This window comes from Pseudomonas sp. CIP-10 (assembly GCF_020911845.1).
GTDB lineage: Bacteria > Pseudomonadota > Gammaproteobacteria > Pseudomonadales > Pseudomonadaceae > Aquipseudomonas > Aquipseudomonas alloputida.
Genome location: NZ_CP087160.1, coordinates 5,447,978 through 5,468,853, shown reverse-complemented (window position 1 = coordinate 5,468,853; position 20,876 = coordinate 5,447,978). Strand labels below are relative to the sequence as shown.

The window sequence follows — 20,876 nt, the reverse complement described above, 5'->3', positions numbered from 1 at the left end:
ATGAACAGAACTCTCTATACCTTGCTGTTTCACCTGGGCCTGCCGCTGGTTGCGCTGCGCCTGTACCTGCGCGCGCGCAAGGCGCCGGCCTATGGCCAGCGCATCGGCGAGCGCTTTGCTTTCAAGCTGCCGGCCATGCGCCAGGGTGGTATCTGGGTACATGCGGTATCGGTGGGCGAGAGCATTGCTGCCGCACCCATGGTGCGTGCCTTGCTCAAGGCTTACCCGGAGCTGCCGATCACACTGACCTGCATGACCCCTACCGGCTCCGAACGCATTCGCGCCCTGTTCGCCAACGAACCGCGCGTGCAGCATTGCTACCTGCCCTACGACCTGCCTTGGGCGGCGGGGCGTTTTCTCGATCATGTGCAGCCTAAGCTGGGCATCATCATGGAAACCGAGCTTTGGCCCAACCACATTCACCAGTGTGCCAGGCGCGGCATTCCGGTGGCGCTGGCCAATGCGCGCTTGTCTGAGCGCTCGGCCCGTGGCTATGGGCGCTTTGCCAGGCTGACCCGGCCGATGCTGGCCGAGATGAGCCTGATTGCCGTGCAGACCGAAACCGAGGCCCAGCGCTTCCGTGACCTGGGTGCACGCCCTGAGCGCGTGCAAGTCACCGGTTCGATCAAGTTCGACCTGACGATCGACGAACAGCTGCTGCCGCGCGCCAGGGCATTGCGTGAACAGTGGGGGGGCGGCCAGCGCCCTGTGTGGATCGCCGCCAGCACCCATGAAGGGGAAGATGCCTTGATCCTGCAGGCGCATCGGCAGTTGTTGCAGGTGCATGGCGATGCCTTGCTGATCCTGGTGCCGCGCCACCCCGAGCGCTTCAATGCAGTGCATGCGCTGTGCAGCGAGCAGTTCACCACCGTGCGCCGCTCTGCCGGCACGCTGGTCGATGCGCAAACGCGGGTATTGCTGGGCGACACCATGGGCGAACTGCTGTTCCTGTATGCCCTGGCCGACATTGCCTTCGTCGGTGGCAGCCTGGTGCCGACCGGTGGGCACAATCCGTTGGAGCCTGCGGCGCTGGCCTTGCCGGTGCTCATGGGGCCACATGTGTTCAACTTCCTCGAAATCAGCGCGATGCTGCGCGAGGCGGGTGCGTTGCAGCAGGTGGATGATGCTGACGGGCTGGCCGGTGCGGTGCGCCGTCTGGTGGAACTGCCGCAGGACGCCCAGCGCATGGGCGAGGCGGGCAGGGCGGTGATGCGGGCCAATCAGGGGGCGCTGCAGCGATTGCTCGAGGGGCTGGGTGCGCTTATCCGCTGATTTTTGCATTGGCTCCTTCGCGGGCTCGCCCGCTCCCACAGGATGGATGCATGGCTCGAGGGCTGCGCTATCCCTGTGGGAGCGGGCGAGCCCGCGAATGGTCCAGCCCCTACCTCAAGGCCTGCGCTCGAAGTTCTTGGCCGCTGCTGCCGCCAGGTCCGGCGGCAGGAAGTCCTTGTCCGGGTTGTAGTCAGGTTTCAGGTAGCGCTTCAGGTCCTGCAGGTCTTGCGGGCTCAGGGTGCCGGCTGCCTGCTTCAGGCTCAGGTTGTCGAGGATGTAGTCGTAACGGCTATTGTTGTAGTCGCGCACCGAGGTGTACAGCTGGCGCTGGGCATCAAGCACGTCGACGATGTTGCGGGTACCGACCTGGTAGCCGATTTCAGTGGCTTCCAGCGCGCTCTGGTTGGAAATGATCGACTGCTTGCGCGCCTGTACCTGTTCCACATCGGTGTTCACTGCGCGGTGCAGGTTGCGGGTGTTTTCCACGACCTGGCGGCGCAGGCTTTCACGCTGTTGCTCGCTCTGGCTCAGGCGCTGGTAAGCCTCGCGTACCTGCGAGCTGGTCAGGCCGCCACTGTAGATCGGTATGTTCAGTTGCAGGCCAACGCTGGTCTGCTCGACGTCGCCGCCGTAGCGCACGTTTTGCTGCGGCGCCGGGTTGGTGAAGCCAAGGCTGTCGTTGTCACCCTTCTGGTACTTGGCCACGGCGTCCAGGGTCGGTGCATGCCCGGCCTTGCGCTGACGCAGGGTCTCTTCTGCGGCAGAAACCGCGTAGTTGGTGGCCAGCAGGTTGAGGTTCTGGCGCCCGGCGGTTTCGACCCAGGCTTTCGCATCGTTGGGCGTTGGCACTTGTACCGGCAGGCTATGCACCACGCCCTGGATAGAGGTGTACTCACGGTTGGTCAGGGTCACCAAGGCCTCGAAGGCATCCTGCACCTGGCGTTCGGCGATGATCCGGTTGGCCCGTGCAGTGTCATAACTGGCTTGCGATTGCAGCACGTCGGTCTTGTCCGAAAGGCCCACGTCGAAACGCTCGTTGGACTGATCCAGCTGGCGCTTGAAGGCGGCTTCTTCTGCCTTGGTGGCGGCCAGGTTGTCCTGGGCGCGGAGGACGGCGAAGTAGTTTTGCGCGGTTTGCAGGATCAGGTTTTGCTCGGTCGCCGACAGCTCCAGTGCTGCCTGTTCGTTGACTGCTTCGGCGGCTTGCAACTGGAACCAGCGATCAGCGCGGAAGATCGGCTGAGCCAGGGTCGCGCTCCAGGCGTTGCCGCTGCGATTGGACGTCATGGACGGCTCGTCCAGCTTGGTGCGGGTGTTCATCATCTCGGCACCGGCCGACAGGTTTGGCAGCAACCCGGCGCGGGCCTGCGGCACCACTTCGCGGCGTGCCCCGTAATCGGCGCGTGCTGCAGCCAGGTCAGCGTTGTTGTCCACTGCTTCCTGGTAGACGCTGACCAGATCGGTTTTGACTGTCGAAGGCACGTCCGCTGCCCAGACCACTCCGTTGGACGCACAAGACACGGCTATCGCCAGTGAGAGTTTGCGCAGCATAGAGGCAATCCTTGTACGAAATTTAATTACTGAACTGTTGAGTATCGAGCGATGGGCCAGTGTAGTGCCATGCGCACCCGGCAACAATCGCTCGGTGTGCCTTTCATCATCCGCGCATTTACCTGCTTGGCTTTGCTGACCACTCCAGTCTAGACTGCGCATGTTCTTGTCGGGGTGCCTTGAAGCAAAGGCTGAGATCGCAGAGGTGCGGATCCCGTTGAACCTGATCAGGTTAGCGCCTGCGTAGGGAACAAGATTGCTCGCCTTCCCGGGGAGCCTCTTGTGCCAGGTCCGGGATTGTCACAGCTGCTACAGCTTCAGGCACCCCCATGTCCGGCACTGCACCCAAAGAGGGTGCGTCCGCGCGTTTCAGGTTCACCCCGACATTCCACTGCTAGGAAGCCGTCAGGAGAGCCTGTGATGACCAAACAAGAAAAAGCGATCAACCTCAGCGAATCGGCACAAGTCGATCAGCAGTCCGTGCAACCCTTCCCCCGTTCGCGCAAGGTGTATGTCGAAGGCTCGCGCCCGGACATCCGCGTCCCCATGCGTGAAATCAGCCTGGATGACACCCCGACCGATTTCGGCGGCGAGTCCAACGCCCCGGTGCTGGTGTATGACACGTCTGGCCCGTACACCGACCCCGACGTGATCATCGACGTGCGCAAAGGCCTGGCCGATGTGCGTTCGGCGTGGATCGAAGCCCGCGGTGACACCGAGCGCCTGGAAGGCCTGAGCTCCGACTTCGGTCAGCAGCGCCTGAACGATGCAGAGCTGGCCAAGCTGCGTTTCGCCCATGTGCGCAACCCGCGTCGTGCCAAGGCCGGCGCCAACGTCTCGCAGATGCACTATGCCCGTCAGGGCATCATCACCGCCGAAATGGAATACGTGGCCATCCGCGAAAACATGAAGCTGCAGGAGGCCCGCGCCGCCGGCCTGCTGAATGAGCAACATGCCGGCCACAGCTTCGGTGCCAACATCCCGAAAGAAATCACCCCTGAATTCGTTCGCCAGGAAATCGCCCGTGGCCGCGCGATCATTCCGGCCAACATCAACCACCCGGAAGTAGAGCCGATGATCATCGGTCGCAACTTCCTGGTGAAGATCAACGGCAACATCGGCAACAGCGCCCTGGGTTCCTCGATCGAGGAAGAGGTGGCCAAGCTGACCTGGGGCATCCGCTGGGGATCGGACACGGTCATGGACCTGTCCACCGGCAAGCATATCCACGAAACCCGCGAGTGGATCATTCGCAACTCGCCGGTGCCGATCGGTACCGTGCCGATCTACCAGGCCCTGGAAAAGGTCAACGGCGTGGCAGAGGACCTGACCTGGGAACTGTTCCGCGACACCCTGATCGAGCAGGCCGAACAGGGCGTGGACTACTTCACCATTCACGCCGGTGTGTTGCTGCGCTATGTGCCCCTGACCGCCAAGCGCGTCACCGGCATCGTCAGCCGCGGTGGCTCGATCATGGCCAAGTGGTGCCTGGCGCACCACAAGGAAAACTTCCTGTACACCCACTTCGACGAAATCTGCGAAATCATGAAGGCCTACGACGTCAGCTTCTCGCTGGGCGACGGCCTGCGCCCTGGCTCGATTGCCGACGCCAACGACGCCGCGCAATTCGGTGAGCTGGAAACCCTCGGCGAGCTGACCAAGATTGCCTGGAAGCACGACGTGCAATGCATGATCGAAGGCCCCGGCCACGTGCCGATGCAATTGATCAAAGAGAACATGGACAAGCAGCTGGAGTGCTGCGACGAGGCGCCGTTCTACACCCTCGGCCCACTGACCACCGACATCGCGCCGGGTTACGACCACATCACCTCGGGCATTGGTGCGGCGATGATCGGCTGGTTCGGTTGCGCCATGCTCTGCTACGTCACGCCGAAGGAGCACCTGGGCCTGCCGAACAAGGACGACGTCAAGACCGGCATCATCACCTATAAGATCGCCGCGCATGCCGCCGACCTTGCCAAGGGCCACCCGGGTGCACAGATTCGCGACAACGCCTTGTCCAAGGCGCGTTTCGAGTTCCGTTGGGAAGACCAGTTCAACCTGGGCCTCGACCCGGACACCGCCCGCGCTTTCCACGACGAGACCCTGCCGAAGGAATCGGCCAAGGTCGCGCACTTCTGCTCGATGTGCGGGCCGAAGTTCTGCTCGATGAAGATCACCCAGGAAGTGCGTGAGTACGCTGCCAAGATCGAGGCCGTGGATGTGACGGTCGAGCAAGGCATGCGTGAGCAGGCCGAGCGGTTCCGCCAGGAAGGCAGCCAGCTGTACCACAAAGTCTAAGCACGCTGGGGCCGCTTTGCGGCCCTTTCGCGACGCAAGGCCGCTCCCACAAGGACCGCGCAAGCCTCGAAGCCTGCGTGGTTTTTGTGGGAGCGGCCTTGCGTCGCGATACGAGGACGAAGTCCTCGCCAGGAACACCAACAATATTGCCGGCGAGCGCCAACCATGACATCACCCAGCCAGTTCTCTCCCGACCATCCAATCCCCATCCAGCAGCGCATCTTCGGTGCTCGCGACCTGTTTTCACTGTGGTTTTCCCTCGGCATCGGCCTGATGGTGCTGCAGGTCGGCGCCATGCTGGCGCCAGGCCTGGGCCTTGCTGGCGCCGTGCTGGCCATCGCCCTGGGCACCGGTGTCGGTGTGCTGTTGCTGGGTGCGGCGGGGGTTATCGGCAGCGACACCGGTCTGTCCGCCATGGGCACCCTGAAACTCAGCCTGGGCAGCCATGGCGCGCGCTTGCCGGCGCTGCTCAACTTGCTGCAACTGGTGGGTTGGGGCGCTTTCGAGATTATCGTCATGCGCGATGCTGCCAGCTTGCTGGGGGCGCGAGCGTTCGGTGAGGACAGTGCCTGGAACAGCCCCATGCTCTGGACGCTGTGCTTCGGTGCCCTGGCCACCCTGCTGGCCGTCAGCGGGCCACTGGCCTTCGTGCGCAAGGTGCTGCGCGCCTGGGGGATCTGGTTGTTGCTGGGCGCTTGCCTGTGGCTGACCTGGAACCTGTTCGCCAAGGCTGACCTGGCGGAGCTGTGGAACCGTGCCGGGGATGGTTCGATGTCGCTGGCAGTTGGCTTCGATATCGTCATCGCCATGCCGCTGTCCTGGCTGCCGCTGATCGCTGACTACTCGCGCTTTGCCCGCAATGGCAAGCATGTGTTCGGCGGCACGGTCGTTGGCTACTTCATCGGCAACACCTGGCTGATGAGCCTGGGCGTGGCGTACACGCTGGCGTTCGCCGCCAGTGGCGAAGTCAATGCCCTGCTGCTGGCCCTGGCAGGCGCCGGCATGGGGATTCCGCTGCTGCTTATTCTGCTGGACGAGTCGGAAAAGGCCTTCGCCGACATCCACTCGGCGGCGGTTTCCACCGGTGTGCTGCTACCGCTGAAGGTCGAGCACCTGGCGCTGGCCATCGGCGTGTTGTGCACCCTGATCGCCCTGTTGGCGCCACTGGCACAGTACGAAAACTTCCTGTTGCTGATCGGCTCGGTGTTCGCACCGCTGTTCGGCGTGGTGCTGATGGACCACTACGTGGTCCGTCGACGCCGTCTGCCAGCGCAGGTCAATGGCTTGCACTGGCAGGCGTTGGTGGCCTGGTTTGCCGGGGCGGTGGCCTATCACCTGATTGCCGCCAAGGCGCCGGAACTGGGCGCTACCCTGCCCGCATTGCTGCTGGCAGGTGTGCTGCATGGGCTGCTAAGCCTCAGCCGCGGCCGGGAAACAGTTCAGGCTTGAGTACGCCATTCAGGCGCGGGTAGGGGATCTTCAGTTCCACGTGGCCCATGGAATAGGGCGCGATGGCATAGACCTCGTACTTGACCACTACCGCGCCGTACGTCAGGGCGACGTGCGGCGATTTCTTGAACGGCCAGGTCTTGACGAACTCGGCATCCTTGTCCATTCCCACGCTCATCAGCCAGGCACGGTGCGATTCTTCGACGGTTTTCCAGAAGGTGTCTTCCTGGCCGGGCACCAGCATGTCCTGCAGGGTCAGCACCTTGTCCAGCTTGCGTGAATAGTTGATGAAGCCGCGCCCGGGCATGCCGTGGGCGCCACCGCTGTCCAGGTAGCTGGACAACTCGATGATCACCAGCCCGTCATGCTGCTCGCGTACCTTGGCTTGCAAGTAGCTGCTGTTACGTTTGTCGGCACTGGCCAGATATTGCTGTTCGTAGGCCTGCAGGGTGGCTGGTGCGGTGCCATGCTGATTGTCTTCGGTCAGTTGCAGCAGGCGTTTTTCGACGATGCCGTCGAGCTTGGGCAGGGCCGGGAAGTGGATCATGTCGATGTTCACCAGCGGGCAGTCGCTCTCGCTGCAGCCGGGTTTGACATGCTCCCAGGCGTCGCGCTTGACCTCGAGCGGGGCCCGGTAGTTGGGCGTGAACAGGCTCTGGCAGGCGCCCAGAGCGAGTGCCAGCACGGCCACGGAAGTCAGTTTGACAAGTGTCATGATGATCCTTGCAGAACAGGGAAAAGTCGGCCTTTGACCGTCTGCGCGGCCTTCAGTTCGCCACTAAGCTAACAGAGTGAAGGGCTGCTGTCCCGAGTGCGCCAGCGGTTGCTGGAAAGGGGTGAAACCAACAGGCGTGCGGAGTAGGATGGCGCGAAGCAGTATTCGAGGTAATGAGGATTTCCATGTCAGACGCGTTGAACGCTGTGCCCAAGGGCTTCGAAATCATCGAGCGGGCCAATTGCTTCCGGGGCTTTTACAAGCTCGACAAGTTACGCCTGCGCCACGAGCTATTTGCCGGGGGCATGGGGCGCGAGATCAGTCGCGAGCTGTTTGTGCGCCACGATGCGGTATGCGTGCTGCCGTACGACCCTGCGCGCGATGAAGTGGTGCTGATCGAACAGTTCCGCGTGGGCGCACTGGACAAGGTCGCCAACCCCTGGCTGATCGAGATGGTTGCCGGGCTGATCGACAAAGACGAGCAGCCCGAGGAAGTTGCCCATCGCGAGGCTGAAGAAGAAGCAGGCCTGACGTTCAGCGCCCTGTGGCCGATGACCCGCTACTTCCCGTCGCCTGGCGGCAGTGACGAATACGTTCACCTGTTCCTCGGCCGTTGCAGCAGCGAGGGCGCGGGAGGGCTGCATGGCCTGGAGGAAGAGGGCGAAGACATTCGCGTACGCGTGTGGGCGTTCGAGGATGCCCTGCAGGCGGTGCGCGACGGGCGCATCTGCAATGCGGCCACCATCATTGGCCTGCAATGGCTGGCGCTGAACCGTGACGAAGTAAGAGGTATGTGGAAGTGAACCTGCTGCGCGAGCGCTATCGAGTCGACCTGGTCGGGCTGCAGGCAGCCTGCGAGGCCAACTACGCCCGGCTGATGCGCTTGTTGCCCGACATGCGCACCACCCAGAGCTCGCGCCGCATCGGCATGACCCAGGGTGACCAGATGCTTGGCGTGCTGGTGCTCGACGTGGTGCTGGCCTGCCCGTACACCACCACCCTGCATGTGCGCCAGGAACACAGCCTGCCTTGGTTGCCAGTGCCACACCTGGAAGTGCAGGTGTATCACGATGCGCGCATGGCCGAAGTGGTCAGCGCCGAACACACCCGGCGCCTGCGCAGCATCTACCCGTATCCGAACGATGCCATGCACCAGCCGGACGAAAAGGCCCAGCTCAACCTGTTCCTGGGTGAATGGCTCAGCCACTGCCTGGCCTGCGGCCACGAACTGGCAAGTGTTCGCTGAATTGTGACGTGAGTCGGTTGCGGGTGTTTGCTCGTCACCGTCGCACAGCCATAATTCCCGCTGAATCCATTCGAGGAGATGGCCGTTGTCGCCGCCAGACCAATCCCGCCCCGTGCATGTGGTGCAACTGACCGATGCCCACCTGTTCGCCGACCCGGCTGGCAGCATGCTGGGCCTCAAGACCCGAGACAGCCTGCGCCACGTGGTGGCCCAGGTGCGGCGCGAGCAGCCGCTTGTCGACTTGCTGCTGTGCACGGGCGACCTGTCCCAGGATGCCAGCGTGGCATCCTATGAAGCGTTTCGTGAGCTGACCGCACCGTTTGCCGTGCCCACGCGCTGGCTGCCGGGTAACCATGACGAGGCTCAGGTGATGGCGCAGGTGGCGCCGGAGCTGGTGCAGGCGGTGACTGATATCGGCGCGTGGCGGGTGGTCATGCTCAACACCGCCGTGCACGGTGCTACCCACGGGTTTCTGCAAGATGACCAACTGGCCGTGCTGGAAGCCGCCTTGAAAGAGGCTGGCGAACGGCATTGCCTGGTGTGCTTTCACCATCAGCCAGTGGACATCGGCTGCGCCTGGATCGCGCCGATCGGTTTGCGCAATGCCCAGGCGCTGTTCGATATCGTTGAAGGATATCCACAGGTACGGGCTTTGCTATGGGGGCATGTGCATCAGGAATGGGATGAGGTCCGAGGGGGGCGGCGCCTGTTGGCCACGCCGTCGACCTGCATTCAGTTCGCGGCGCGCAGCGAAGACTTTCAGGTGAGCGAAGAGCATCCGGGGTACCGCTGGTTGCGCCTGCATGCCGACGGGCGGCTGGAAACCGGGGTGGAGCGGGCGCTGGATTTCGAGGTGCAGCTCGACTTCGATAGCCCTGGCTATTGATGATTTTGGGGCTGCTGCGCAGCCCTATCGCGACACAAGGCCGCTCCCACAGGAGATCGCGTACCCCTGTGGGAGCGGCCTTGTGTCGCGATAGGGCGCAAAGCGCCCCAGGCACTCTCAAAGCTGTTGAAGAATGTGTTGCTAAAACCCCTGTGCGGCGCCAAAACCCGGCGAACGCGCTACACTGCGCGTCCCTGCGCCCGCATTATCAGGCGCGAAGCCACAGATTCCGGGGGCAGCATGTCGGGTTCCATCCTCTATATCCATGGCTTCAACAGCTCGCCGCTTTCGACCAAGGCGCGTCAGCTGGAGGCTGTCATGCAGCAGCTCGGCCTGGCCGACCAGCTGCGAGTGCCGGGCCTGCACCACCACCCACGGCAAGCCATGGTCCAGCTCGAAGCGGCCATCGCCGAACTGGGTGCGCCACTGCTGGTGGGCAGTTCGCTCGGCGGCTACTATGCCACCCATCTGGCCGAGCGCCATGGCCTCAAGGCCCTGCTGGTCAACCCGGCGGTAACCCCGCACAAGCATTTCGACGGTTACCTGGGCACCCAGCGCAACCATTACAGCGGTGAAACCTGGGAACTGACCCACGATCACGTTCAGGCCCTGGCCGAACTGGAAGTCGCGGCCCCGGCCGATGCAGACCGCTATCAAGTGTGGCTGCAGACCGCCGATGAAACCCTGGACTATCGCCACGCCGAGCGCTATTACCGTGCTTGTGCCCTGCGTATCCAGGCCGGTGGCGACCACAGCTTCCAGGGCTTCGCCGAGCGCCTGCCGGCACTGCTGGCCTTCGCCGGCATTGCCCGTGGGCAGTATGCGGCGCTCGATTTTTCTGTATTTTGACTTTTTTGCATTCACCAGACTGACGACGAGACCCTATGGCCAATCCCAGCGCTAGCGCCTATAACGCAGACGCCATCGAAGTCCTCTCGGGCCTTGATCCGGTCCGCAAGCGGCCGGGCATGTACACCGATACCAGCCGCCCCAACCACCTGGCCCAGGAAGTCATCGACAACAGTGTCGACGAAGCACTGGCCGGCCACGCGCGTTCGGTGCAGGTCATCCTGCATGCCGACCACTCGCTGGAAGTCAGCGACGACGGCCGCGGCATGCCGGTGGACATCCATCCGGAAGAGGGCGTGTCCGGGGTCGAGCTGATCCTCACCAAGCTGCACGCCGGCGGCAAGTTCTCCAACAAGAACTATCAGTTTTCCGGTGGCCTGCACGGGGTGGGTATCTCGGTGGTCAACGCCTTGTCGACGCAGGTGCGTGTGCGCGTCAAGCGTGACGGCAACGAATACCAGATGACCTTTGCCGATGGCTTCAAGGCCAGCGAGCTGGAAGTGGTCGGCTCGGTCGGCAAGCGCAACACCGGCACCAGCGTGTACTTCAGCCCAGACCCGAAGTACTTCGACTCGCCCAAGTTTTCCATCAGCCGTCTCAAGCACGTGCTCAAGGCCAAGGCGGTATTGTGCCCGGGGCTGCTGGTCAGCTTCGAGGACAAGGCCAGCGGCGAAAAGGTGGAATGGCACTACGAGGATGGCCTGCGCTCCTACCTGGTCGACTCGGTCAACGAGTTCCAGCGCCTGCCCGACGAGCCGTTCTGTGGCAGCCTGGCGGGTAACAAGGAAGCGGTTGACTGGGCTTTGCTGTGGCTGCCCGAAGGCGGCGACAGCATTCAGGAAAGCTACGTCAACCTGATCCCCACCGCCCAGGGCGGCACCCACGTCAACGGCCTGCGCCAGGGCCTGCTGGATGCCATGCGTGAGTTCTGCGAGTTCCGCAACTTGCTGCCGCGCGGGGTGAAGCTGGCGCCGGAAGACGTTTGGGAGCGCATCACCTTCGTACTGTCGATGAAGATGCAGGACCCGCAGTTCTCCGGGCAGACCAAAGAGCGCCTGTCATCGCGCGAGGCCGCCGCGTTCGTCTCCGGTGTGGTCAAGGATGCTTTCAGCCTGTGGCTCAACGCCCACCCCGAGCTGGGCATGCAACTGGCAGAACTGGCCATCAGCAACGCCGGTCGCCGCCTCAAGGCCAGCAAGAAGGTCGAGCGCAAGCGCATCACACAGGGCCCGGCATTGCCCGGCAAGCTGGCCGACTGTGCGGGCCAGGACCCGATGCGTGCCGAGTTGTTCCTGGTCGAGGGTGACTCGGCCGGTGGTTCGGCCAAGCAGGCGCGGGACAAGGAGTTCCAGGCCATCCTGCCGCTGCGCGGCAAGATCCTCAACACTTGGGAAGTGGACGGTGGCGAAGTCCTGGCCAGCCAGGAAGTGCACAACATTGCCGTGGCCATTGGCGTCGATCCGGGGGCAACCGACCTTGCGCAGCTGCGCTATGGCAAGATTTGCATCCTCGCCGACGCTGACTCCGATGGTCTGCACATCGCCACATTGCTGTGTGCGCTGTTTGTTCAGCACTTCCGGGCACTGGTCGAAGCTGGGCACGTTTACGTGGCCATGCCGCCCCTGTACCGCATCGACCTGGGCAAGGAAATCTACTACGCCCTCGACGAAGCCGAGCGTGACGGCATCCTCGACCGCCTGGTGGCCGAGAAGAAGCGCGGCAAGCCGCAGGTAACACGCTTCAAGGGCCTGGGCGAGATGAACCCGCCGCAGTTGCGCGAAACCACCATGGACCCGAATACCCGGCGCCTGGTGCAGCTGACCCTGGACGACGTAGAAGCCACCTGCGAGCTGATGGACAAGCTGCTGGCCAAGAAGCGCGCCGGTGACCGCAAGAGTTGGCTGGAAACCAAGGGCAACCTGGCCGAGGTCATGGTTTGATTCGGCAAGTACTTGCCGTTTGCCTGGCGCTGGTTGCCCTGCCTTCCCTGGCGGGCAACTGGCCAGAGCTGAAGATGACAGCCGAGCACCCGATCGACGGTATGCGCGGTGGCAACCTGTCGGGGCTGGTGGAATGCCGGGGCGGGTTGTGGGGCGTGTCCGACCGTGACGACGACCGTATCTACCGCTTCGATCAGCAGAACCCCACCTGGCGCGCGCAGCCGCTGACCTTCACCCCGCCGGCTGTCCCGGAAAGCGGCCTCCCATGGGGGTTGAAGTCGCGCAATTGGGCGGCATCGTACATTCGCGGTGGCGAGCTGGATTTCGAAGGTATCACCTGTGATCAGGCGGGTAACCTCTATCTGGTCAGCGAGGCGCATGCCGCGGTGCTGCAATTGCCGCTGGAAGGCGAGCCGGACTGGTTGAGGATCGACTCGGCCATGGTGCGCCAGGCCCGGGCAAGCGGCATGCTGCTGAACTTCAATGCCCTGTTCGAAGGCCTGGCGATCAACCCCGCGGGTGACCGCCTGTGGCTGGCTGCCGAGCGTGAGCGCCGTGGCCTGCTGGCTATCGAGCGCCAGCAGTCGGTCTGGACCTGCGGGCGTGGTTGCGTGCTGCTGAGCGAGGCGGGGGTCGAAATGCAACCCGCGCAGATGCCCAATGCCAGGGCCCTGTCGCGCGACTTCGCTGACCTGGCCTGGTTCGAGGGCAAGCTGTTTACCCTCGAACGCAACGCCTACCGGGTGTGCCGACGTGATGTCGACAGTGGCAAGGTCGAGCGTTGCTGGTCGTTCGCTGCTGATGCGCTGGTCGAGTCACGGCGCTACGCGCAGCCGTTTGGCCTGGCCGAAGCACTGGTGATCGATGCCAAGGGCGCCTGGATTGGCCTGGACAACAACAACGGCGCCCGTGCCGACGGTGAAACCCGCCCAGTCGTCTGGCGCTTCGACGCACCGGAAGGTGGCTGGAGCGCCAAACCATGAGCCAGGCGCCGGGCAAGCGCGCGGGCAAGTTGCTGATGATCGTCGCTTGGGCGGCGGCGCTGTTTCTTGCCACGCGTTTTTTCGGCCAGTGGGAAGACAGCCAGCGTAATCCCAACAGCCAGGTGCAATCCGAACATGGTCAAGGCTTTATCGAAGTGCGCCTGCTGAGTAATGGCCAGGGCCACTTCGTGGTGGATGGTGCCATCAACGGCCAGGTGGTGCATTTCATGCTCGACACCGGCGCCACCGATGTGGCGATCCCGGAGGCATTGGCTCATGAACTGAGCCTGGAGCGCGGTAGCCCGGTGCTACTGAGCACCGCCAATGGCCGTACTGAAGGTTACCGCACGCGCCTGACCAGCCTGCAACTGGGCGATATCCGCCTGCAGAACGTACGCGCCATCGTGGTGCCGGGCCTGGATGGGGCCACCGTACTGCTGGGCATGAGTGCCCTGCAACAACTTGAATTTACCCAGCGCGGTGGCACCATGCTGCTGCGCCAGAACCTGAAATGACGAGGCCCGCATGAGCGACTCACTGGAACTCAGCCTGGACGGCGTAGAACGCCGCTCGCTGGCTGACTTCACCGAACAGGCCTACCTCAACTACTCCATGTACGTGATCATGGACCGTGCCTTGCCGCATATCGGCGACGGCCTGAAGCCGGTGCAGCGCCGCATCGTCTACGCCATGAGCGAGTTGGGGCTCGATGCCGATGCCAAGCACAAGAAGTCGGCACGTACCGTCGGTGACGTGCTCGGCAAGTTCCATCCCCATGGCGATTTGGCCTGCTACGAGGCCATGGTGCTGATGGCGCAGCCGTTCAGCTACCGCTACACCCTGGTCGATGGCCAGGGCAACTGGGGGGCGCCGGATGATCCGAAGTCGTTCGCCGCCATGCGCTACACCGAGGCGCGGCTGTCACGCTACGCTGAAGTGCTGCTCAGCGAAGTCGGCCAGGGCACCGTGGACTGGGTGCCGAACTTCGACGGCACATTGCAGGAGCCGGCCGTGCTGCCTGCGCGCCTGCCCAACATCCTGCTCAACGGTACCACCGGTATCGCCGTGGGCATGGCCACCGACGTGCCGCCGCACAACCTGCGAGAGGTCGCCAGTGCCTGTGTGCGACTGCTCGATGAGCCCAAGGCAACCATCGAGCAGTTGTGCGAGCACATCCAGGGGCCGGATTACCCGACCGAGGCAGAGATCGTCACGCCGCGGGCTGAAATTCTCAAGATGTACGAAAGCGGCCGCGGCTCGATCCGCATGCGTGCCGTGTACCGCGTCGAGGATGGCGACATCGTCGTCACTGCGCTGCCGCACCAGGTCTCCGGGGCCAAAGTGCTGGAGCAGATTGCCGCGCAGATGCAGGCCAAGAAGCTGCCGATGGTCGCCGACCTGCGCGACGAGTCGGACCACGAGAACCCGTGCCGTATTGTCATCATCCCGCGATCCAACCGCGTCGATGTCGACGAGCTGATGCAGCACCTGTTCGCTACCACCGACCTGGAAAGCACCTATCGGGTCAACGTGAATATCATCGGCCTGGACGGCCGGCCGCAGTTGAAAAACCTGCGAACCATCTTGGTGGAGTGGCTGGAGTTCCGCACCAATACCGTTCGTCGCCGCCTGCAGCACCGTCTGGATAAGGTCGAGAGGCGCCTGCACCTGTTGGACGGTTTGCTCACCGCATTCCTCAACCTGGATGAAGTGATCCACATCATCCGTACTGAGGAATACCCCAAGCAGGCCCTGATCGAACGTTTCGAGCTGACCGAGATCCAGGCTGACTACATCCTCGAGACCCGCCTGCGGCAGTTGGCGCGCCTGGAAGAGATGAAGATCCGCGGTGAGCAGGATGAGTTGCTGAAGGAGCAAGCCAAGCTGCAGGCCTTGCTGGGGAGCGAGGCCAAACTGCGCAAGCTGGTGCGCAGCGAGCTGATCAAGGATGCCGAAACCTATGGCGATGATCGTCGCTCGCCGATCGTAGCGCGTGCCGAAGCCAAGGCCCTGTCGGAAAACGAGCTGATGCCGACCGAGCCCGTCACCGTGGTGCTGTCGGAGAAGGGCTGGGTGCGCTGCGCCAAGGGCCACGATATCGACGCCACTGGCCTTTCCTACAAGGCCGGCGACGGATTCAAGGCTGCCGCGGCCGGGCGCTCCAACCAGTTTGCCGTGCTCATCGATTCCACCGGCCGCAGCTACTCGCTGGCGGCCCACAGCCTGCCATCGGCGCGTGGCCAGGGCGAGCCGCTGACTGGACGTCTGACGCCGCCACCGGGGGCGACTTTCGAATGTGTGTTGTTGCCTGACGACGATGCGCTGTACGTGGTGGCTTCGGATGCCGGTTACGGCTTCGTGGTCAAGGGTGAAGACCTGCAGGCCAAGAACAAGGCCGGCAAAGGCCTGCTCAGCTTGCCCAACCGGGCCAAGGTCATGACCCCGCGTCCAGTGGCTGATCGCGAGCAGGACTGGTTGGCGGCCGTGACCACCGAAGGCCGCTTGCTGGTGTTCAAGGTCAGCGACTTGCCGCAGCTGGGTAAAGGCAAGGGCAACAAGATCATTGGCGTGCCGGGTGACCGGGTGGCCAGCCGTGAAGAATTTGTTACCGATCTGGCGGTGATTCCCGAAGGCGCGACCCTTGTATTGCAAGCCGGCAAGCGTACCCTGTCTTTGAAGGCGGACGACCTGGAGCACTACAAGGGCGAGCGCGGTCGGCGCGGCAGCAAGCTGCCACGCGGGTTCCAGCGCGTCGATGGGTTGCAGGTGGAAGTGCCGACATAACCGGTTGTAATGTCTGGAACGGCAATTTCAACGCCGTTTCGGGCAGAAATGCTGGAGTCGGACGGTTATTTCGCGGATGATATGCCCCTTGCGGTGCCGGCGTGGCCGTGTGCCCGTTTGAATCTACATGTATCACTGCGGTGTGCCTTGTGGCAGCCGCCTGGATGGGATGATGAAATTTCTGCGCCTTCCATTTGCGCTGTTGATGACTGGCCTGCTGGGCCTTGGCGGGTGCACCATGCATCAGCCGGTTGCCCTGTATCAGCTCGACAGTGGTGATCCTGGCCAGCCGTCGCAGAGTGCGGGCATGGCCGTGGTACTCGGCCCGGTATCGGTGGCCGATTACCTTCAGCGTGAGACGTTTCTGCAGCGTCAACCTGATGGCAGCCTGAGCGCGGCGACCGACGGTCGTTGGGCTGGCAGCCTTTCATCGGATATCGACCAGCTGCTGGTGCGTCAACTGGCCTGGCGCCTGGACAGCCAACGCGTAGTACTGGCCCCGGCGACCGCAGGCTTCAGCCCGGACGTGCAAGTGCTGTTGTCGATTACACGCCTGGACTCGGGCAAGAACCAGCCGGCCATCCTGGATGCCCAGTGGCGTCTGCTTGACCGCCGTGGCCGTGTGCGTGACAACCGTATCATTCACCTCGAGCAGCAGCACGAGGGCAGTGAGTCGTCGCAGGTGCAGGCTCAGGGCCAACTGCTGCAGAAGCTGGCGGAACAGCTGAGCACGGCGGTGAAGCCGCTGGCCAACCAGCCGGCGATTGCCGAAGAAGCACCGAAAAAGCCCGCTGCACCGACGCAGGTGAAGAAGGGGCCGGAGAAACCCAAAATCCCGATGGCCTCGCCGATTCGCACCGATATGGAAGTTTATCGGTTCTGATCAAACGGCCAGATACGACAAAGCCCGCATTCGCTGCGGGCTTTTTTGTATCTGCCGGTCTTCGTAGGAGCGGGTTTACCCGCGAAGAGGCCGGCCCTGCTGACCAATTTCCACCCGCCGTTCACCGTTGCCGCCGCCACCGTATTCGCGGGTAAACCCGCTCCTACCGGGGGGCGCTATTGGCTAGATCTTGCGCCAGGCACGTGATCGCAAGGAAACCAGCCTGGCTCAAGACATGCGCTGTAGATGCAGCGTATGCCTGTCAGGCGCGGTGCTCATGCATGCGTGCCAGTTGCCGTTCCAGCATTGACGGGTAGGGCTCCATCAGTCGCTCCACACAGCAGGCGCCTTCGGGGCTGGCGATCGGGCGAATACGCGCACGCTGGCGAATGAGGGCGTCATCGTTGATCTGCCGCTCTACCAGCAACAGGTTACGGCTGTGCTGCGACAGTGCCAGGGCATCCTGGACCTTCTCGGCCATCAACAGGTCAACCAGTTCCAGCCCATGCAGGTCGTTGCCCAAGACCAGGCCTAGCTGCAGTTGCAGGGTAATGCCGCTGTCGGCTACCTCGATCTGCAGGGCGTGGCCCAGGGCGCGCAACAGTTCGCCACAGCAAATGGCGTTGGTCAGGTAGTCCTCGCCACACTCGCGGCTGTGGAACAGCACCAAGGTGCTGCCGTCGTTCAGCGTGTGGGTTTCACCGTCGTAGAGCGAGGCTGCGTGCTCCAGGCAATCGCGGTAGCGCTCGGTCAGCTCGGCCAGGCGTGTGCGTGGCAGGCGACGCAGTTGCTCCTGCGAGCCCAGCTGCACGGCAAGTACGGCGCTGTACTGCGGCTCGTCGGACTCGACCTCTGCGGCGGCCTTGGGTGCAGTGTCGTCGTCCAGCAGGCCGGCGAAGGCCTCGTCGTCATCCTCGTCTTCCAGGGCAGCCTTGGCGCGCGGTACGGCCTTGGGTGCCGGGGCAGCGGCGGGCAGGTCGTCGAACTGCTCGTCGTCTTCTTCCTCAGGCTCCGGCTCCGGGGGCGGAGGCGGGGCCAGGCGTGCATGCAGCTGGCGGGCGATGTCGCCAATTTCGTCCTGGCGGTCGGTGGCCGGGGTATAGGGCTGCGGGTCGCGCAGCCATACCCGCAGTTGCAGCAGTGGCAGGGTGATGAAGCGGCCCTGACGCAAGCTGAGGGCCAAGGCCAGGGCCAGCAGGATAGCGGCCAGAATGCCCATGCTCTGCAGGCTGATCAGCATCGGTTGCTGGAACTGACTCATGTCCAGGCTGATGCGCAGCTGCCCGGCCGTCACGTCCTGGAACGTGATTTTGGTCTGGTACAGGCCTTCGGCCTCGCCCAGCAGGCTGTTGCGCGGGCGCTGGCCCGCTTCGGCGAGGATGCGGTTATCCACGCTGTAGATTGCGGCATGGGCCACCAGCGGGTTTTTAACCAGGTTGCCCAATAGCACGTTGAGGCTGAGGATGTCATTGGACACCAGCAGCTCGGTGGCCGATGTGGCCGTCTGGGTGGTCAGGCTCTGGCCCAAGGCATCGGCCTGCTCATGCATGGCCTGCTTGAACTGCAGGCCCATCACGCAGGCGTAGATCACCAGCGCCAGCGCCACCAGGAAAATGTTGGTGCAGGCGATGCGCAGTGCCAGCGGCACGCGACGTTGACTCAGGGCGCGATAGATCATCAGGAAGAAATTGTCTGGTTTGACTGGCGTGGGCCGGTTCACAGAGCTCGGCTCTTAATGGCATGAAAGTGGGGGGAGTATAGCGAGCCGGGTTTTGTCGGCAAAGTATCGTTGGCGCCCGATGGTCATGGAAAATCGGTAGAATGCGCATTTTTCATCGAAGTCGGAGCCAGGTTGTGCGCGAAATCGTCCTGATCAACATCACCGGTGAGGACCGTCCCGGTCTCACTGCGGCTATCACCGGCGTCCTGCTACAGGGCGGTGTGAGTATCCTCGACATCGGCCTGGCGGTCATGCACGGCACCTTGTCGTTTGGCATCCTGGTCGACATCCCGGACAACGAAGTGGCTACCGCGCTGTTGCAAAGCGTGCAGGCTAAAGCCCACGAACTGAACCTGCAGGCCCGTTACACGCCGATTTCCGAGGCGGACTACCAGCATTGGGCTGATGGGCATGGCGAAGCGCGCCACATCGTTACCCTGCTCAGCCGTAAGATCACTCCCGAGCAACTGCAGCGGGTGAGTGCGGTGATCAGCCAGTACGGCCTGACCATCGAGCGTATCGAGCGCCTGTCGGCCCGGGTGGCACTGGATGCCGAAACCGACAAGGGTAAGGCAGCCGTCGAGATCTCCGTGCGCGGTGTACCGAGCGATGCCCAGGCCCTGCGTGCCGACTTCTTTGCCCTGGCTGAAGAGCTGAGCGTCGACATCGCCTTCCAGAAGGACGATCTGTTCCGCCGTAACCGCCGCCTGGCGGTGTTCGACATGGACTCCACGCTGATCGAGGCCGAAGTCATCGACGAACTGGCCAAGGCGGCGGGTGTGGGTGAGCAGGTGGCGGCGATCACCGAGCGCGCCATGCGCGGTGAACTGGACTTCCGCGCCAGCTTCAAAGAGCGCATGGCGCTGCTCAAGGGCCTGGATGTGGGGGTACTGGACGAGATCGGGGCATCGCTGCGCCTGACCGAGGGTGCCGAGAACCTGTTTGCCGAGCTCAAGCGCCTAGGATACAAGACCGCGATTCTGTCCGGTGGCTTTACCTATTTCGCTCGTCAGGTGCAGGCGCGCCTGGGTATCGACTATGTGTTCGCCAACGAACTTGAAGTGGTCGATGGCAAGGTGACGGGCGTGGCTGTTGAGCCGATTGTCGATGCCCAGCGCAAGGCCGATTTGTTGAAGAAGCTGGCCAGTGACGAAGGCTTGCAACTGGAGCAGACCATCGCCGTGGGCGATGGTGCCAATGACCTGCCGATGCTGTCGCTGGCCGGTTTGGGCGTGGCGTTTCGTGCCAAGCCGCTGGTGCGCCAGTCGGCCAAGCAGGCGATTTCCACCTTGGGGCTGGACGGGGTGCTGTATCTGCTGGGCCTGCGTGATCGCGACGCCCGCGGCTGATCCGCGAATCCGGGGCCGCATGGCGGCCCAACGAAAAAGGCCCTGCATATGCAGGGCCTTTTTCATATGGCTCGAATCAAGCCTGCACAGGCGCCGCCAGCTGCTGCCCCATGCGCACTGCAGAACCCGCACCCAGGCTCTCAGCCCACTTCACCTGCTCCGGCCCGAACAGCACGATGGCGGTCGAACCCAGCTTGAAGCGGCCTAGTTCGGCACCTTTCTCCAGGTGGATCGGCGTGCGGCTGGCTTCGTCGTAGCGGAAGGTCTTCAGCTCACGTTTGGGCGGCGTGACCAGCCCGGCCCATACCGTTTCGATCGAGGCGACGATCATCGCGCCGACCAGTACCACAGCCATTGGCCCACGCTCTGTATCGAACAGGCAGACCACGCGCTCGTTGCGAGCGAACAGCTCGGGGACATTCTCTGCGGTGGTCTGGTTGACCGAGAACAGGCGGCCCGGCACATAGACCATTTCGCGCAGGGTGCCGGCCAGCGGCATGTGCACGCGGTGGTAGTCCTTGGGCGACAGGTAGATGGTGGCAAACTCGCCGCCCATGAACGGCGCGGCCATGGCCGGATCACCGCCCAGCAGCTCTTGCGCGCTGAAACCGTGGCCTTTGGCCTGGAAGATACGACCGTGCTCGATCGGGCCAAGCTGGCTGACCGCACCGTCGGCCGGGCACAGGATGGCGCCCGGGGTTTCGTCCAGCGGACGGGCACCAGGTTTCAAGGCGCGGGTGAAGAACGCATTGAAGTGCTCGTAAGCGCTCAGGTCTTCGACCAGCGCCTCGCTCATGTTCACCTGGTAGCGCTTGGCGAACCATGCGGTGAAGGCATTCTTGAACCAGCGCACGCGGCACTCGGCGATGCAGCCGGCCAGCCGCGACAGCAGGTGGTGCGGCAGCAGGTACTGGCTGATGATGAACAGACGGGATTTCATGCAGGTTC

At 63.3% G+C, this 20,876-nt stretch carries 17 protein-coding genes and 1 riboswitch; of the genes, 13 read left to right on the top strand and 4 right to left on the bottom strand.

Going from position 1 to position 20,876, the window contains the following annotated elements; genetic code table 11:
* A complete protein-coding gene (waaA, locus tag LMH93_RS24685) occupies positions 1-1,272 on the top strand; it encodes a lipid IV(A) 3-deoxy-D-manno-octulosonic acid transferase (RefSeq protein WP_003249462.1) in 1,272 nt (423 codons plus the stop codon).
* Between the two features lie 114 nt (positions 1,273-1,386).
* Here waaA and LMH93_RS24680 read toward each other — a convergent pair whose 3' ends face one another.
* A complete protein-coding gene (locus LMH93_RS24680; protein ID WP_064613788.1) occupies positions 1,387-2,823 on the bottom strand; it encodes a TolC family outer membrane protein in 1,437 nt (478 codons plus the stop codon).
* Between the two features lie 160 nt (positions 2,824-2,983).
* Positions 2,984-3,090, top strand: a riboswitch (TPP riboswitch).
* Positions 3,091-3,243: 153 nt separating this feature from the next.
* Between LMH93_RS24680 and thiC the strand changes: the two genes are divergently transcribed.
* Positions 3,244-5,124 (top strand): phosphomethylpyrimidine synthase ThiC, encoded by a 1,881-nt coding sequence (thiC, locus tag LMH93_RS24675; protein WP_003249473.1) that lies wholly within the window; start codon positions 3,244-3,246, stop codon positions 5,122-5,124.
* A 165-nt stretch (positions 5,125-5,289) separates the two neighbouring features.
* Entirely contained in the window at positions 5,290-6,573 is a 1,284-nt protein-coding gene (cytX, locus tag LMH93_RS24670) for a putative hydroxymethylpyrimidine transporter CytX (RefSeq protein WP_003249474.1), read from the top strand.
* Here the strand turns inward: cytX and LMH93_RS24665 are convergent.
* On the bottom strand, positions 6,542-7,288 hold the full coding sequence (locus tag LMH93_RS24665) for an RsiV family protein (RefSeq protein WP_003249476.1): 747 nt from the start codon (positions 7,286-7,288) through the stop codon (positions 6,542-6,544). The genes cytX and LMH93_RS24665 overlap by 32 nt on opposite strands.
* Before the next feature lie 185 nt (positions 7,289-7,473).
* Here LMH93_RS24665 and LMH93_RS24660 point away from each other — a divergent pair, with 185 nt between their 5' ends.
* The 9 genes from LMH93_RS24660 (at position 7,474) to LMH93_RS24620 (ending at position 16,859) form a co-directional block, all read left to right on the top strand.
* Positions 7,474-8,091 carry an NUDIX domain-containing protein gene (locus LMH93_RS24660; protein ID WP_230064701.1) on the top strand — a complete coding sequence of 206 codons (618 nt, stop codon included), beginning with the start codon at positions 7,474-7,476 and terminating at the stop codon, positions 8,089-8,091.
* Positions 8,082-8,534 carry a DUF1249 domain-containing protein gene (locus tag LMH93_RS24655; RefSeq protein ID WP_003249480.1) on the top strand — a complete coding sequence of 151 codons (453 nt, stop codon included), beginning with the start codon at positions 8,082-8,084 and terminating at the stop codon, positions 8,532-8,534. Before LMH93_RS24660 ends, LMH93_RS24655 begins: the two co-directional genes overlap by 10 nt.
* A gap of 85 nt (positions 8,535-8,619) precedes the next feature.
* Positions 8,620-9,420 (top strand): 3',5'-cyclic-AMP phosphodiesterase, encoded by an 801-nt coding sequence (gene cpdA, locus LMH93_RS24650; protein ID WP_004577397.1) that lies wholly within the window; start codon positions 8,620-8,622, stop codon positions 9,418-9,420.
* 240 nt (positions 9,421-9,660) lie between these two features.
* Positions 9,661-10,269: a YqiA/YcfP family alpha/beta fold hydrolase gene (locus tag LMH93_RS24645; protein ID WP_230064700.1), complete on the top strand. Its 609-nt coding sequence runs from the start codon at positions 9,661-9,663 to the stop codon at positions 10,267-10,269.
* Between the two features lie 35 nt (positions 10,270-10,304).
* Positions 10,305-12,209: a DNA topoisomerase IV subunit B gene (gene parE, locus LMH93_RS24640; RefSeq protein WP_003249486.1), complete on the top strand. Its 1,905-nt coding sequence runs from the start codon at positions 10,305-10,307 to the stop codon at positions 12,207-12,209.
* Entirely contained in the window at positions 12,206-13,192 is a 987-nt protein-coding gene (locus tag LMH93_RS24635) for an esterase-like activity of phytase family protein (RefSeq protein WP_019752632.1), read from the top strand. The genes parE and LMH93_RS24635 overlap by 4 nt, the downstream gene beginning before the upstream one ends.
* Positions 13,189-13,707: a retropepsin-like aspartic protease family protein gene (locus tag LMH93_RS24630; protein ID WP_003249490.1), complete on the top strand. Its 519-nt coding sequence runs from the start codon at positions 13,189-13,191 to the stop codon at positions 13,705-13,707. The genes LMH93_RS24635 and LMH93_RS24630 overlap by 4 nt, the downstream gene beginning before the upstream one ends.
* A 10-nt stretch (positions 13,708-13,717) precedes the next feature.
* Positions 13,718-15,976, top strand: a complete 2,259-nt coding sequence (gene parC, locus LMH93_RS24625; protein WP_230064699.1) for a DNA topoisomerase IV subunit A — start codon at positions 13,718-13,720, stop codon at positions 15,974-15,976.
* A gap of 172 nt (positions 15,977-16,148) precedes the next feature.
* Entirely contained in the window at positions 16,149-16,859 is a 711-nt protein-coding gene (locus tag LMH93_RS24620; protein ID WP_003249494.1) for a PqiC family protein, read from the top strand.
* Positions 16,860-17,121: 262 nt separating this feature from the next.
* Here LMH93_RS24620 and LMH93_RS24615 read toward each other — a convergent pair whose 3' ends face one another.
* Positions 17,122-18,579 (bottom strand): AhpA/YtjB family protein, encoded by a 1,458-nt coding sequence (locus tag LMH93_RS24615; RefSeq protein ID WP_004576414.1) that lies wholly within the window; start codon positions 18,577-18,579, stop codon positions 17,122-17,124.
* Between the two features lie 134 nt (positions 18,580-18,713).
* Between LMH93_RS24615 and serB the strand changes: the two genes are divergently transcribed.
* Positions 18,714-19,928, top strand: coding sequence for a phosphoserine phosphatase SerB (serB, locus tag LMH93_RS24610; protein ID WP_003249498.1), 1,215 nt, complete (start codon positions 18,714-18,716; stop codon positions 19,926-19,928).
* Positions 19,929-20,004: 76 nt separating this feature from the next.
* On the opposite strand, the gene asd is transcribed toward serB, so the two are convergent.
* The gene (gene asd / locus LMH93_RS24605; protein ID WP_003249501.1) at positions 20,005-20,868 is read right to left on the bottom strand and encodes an archaetidylserine decarboxylase; all 864 of its coding nucleotides are present in this window, start codon (positions 20,866-20,868) and stop codon (positions 20,005-20,007) included.
* Positions 20,869-20,876: the final 8 nt, after the last annotated feature.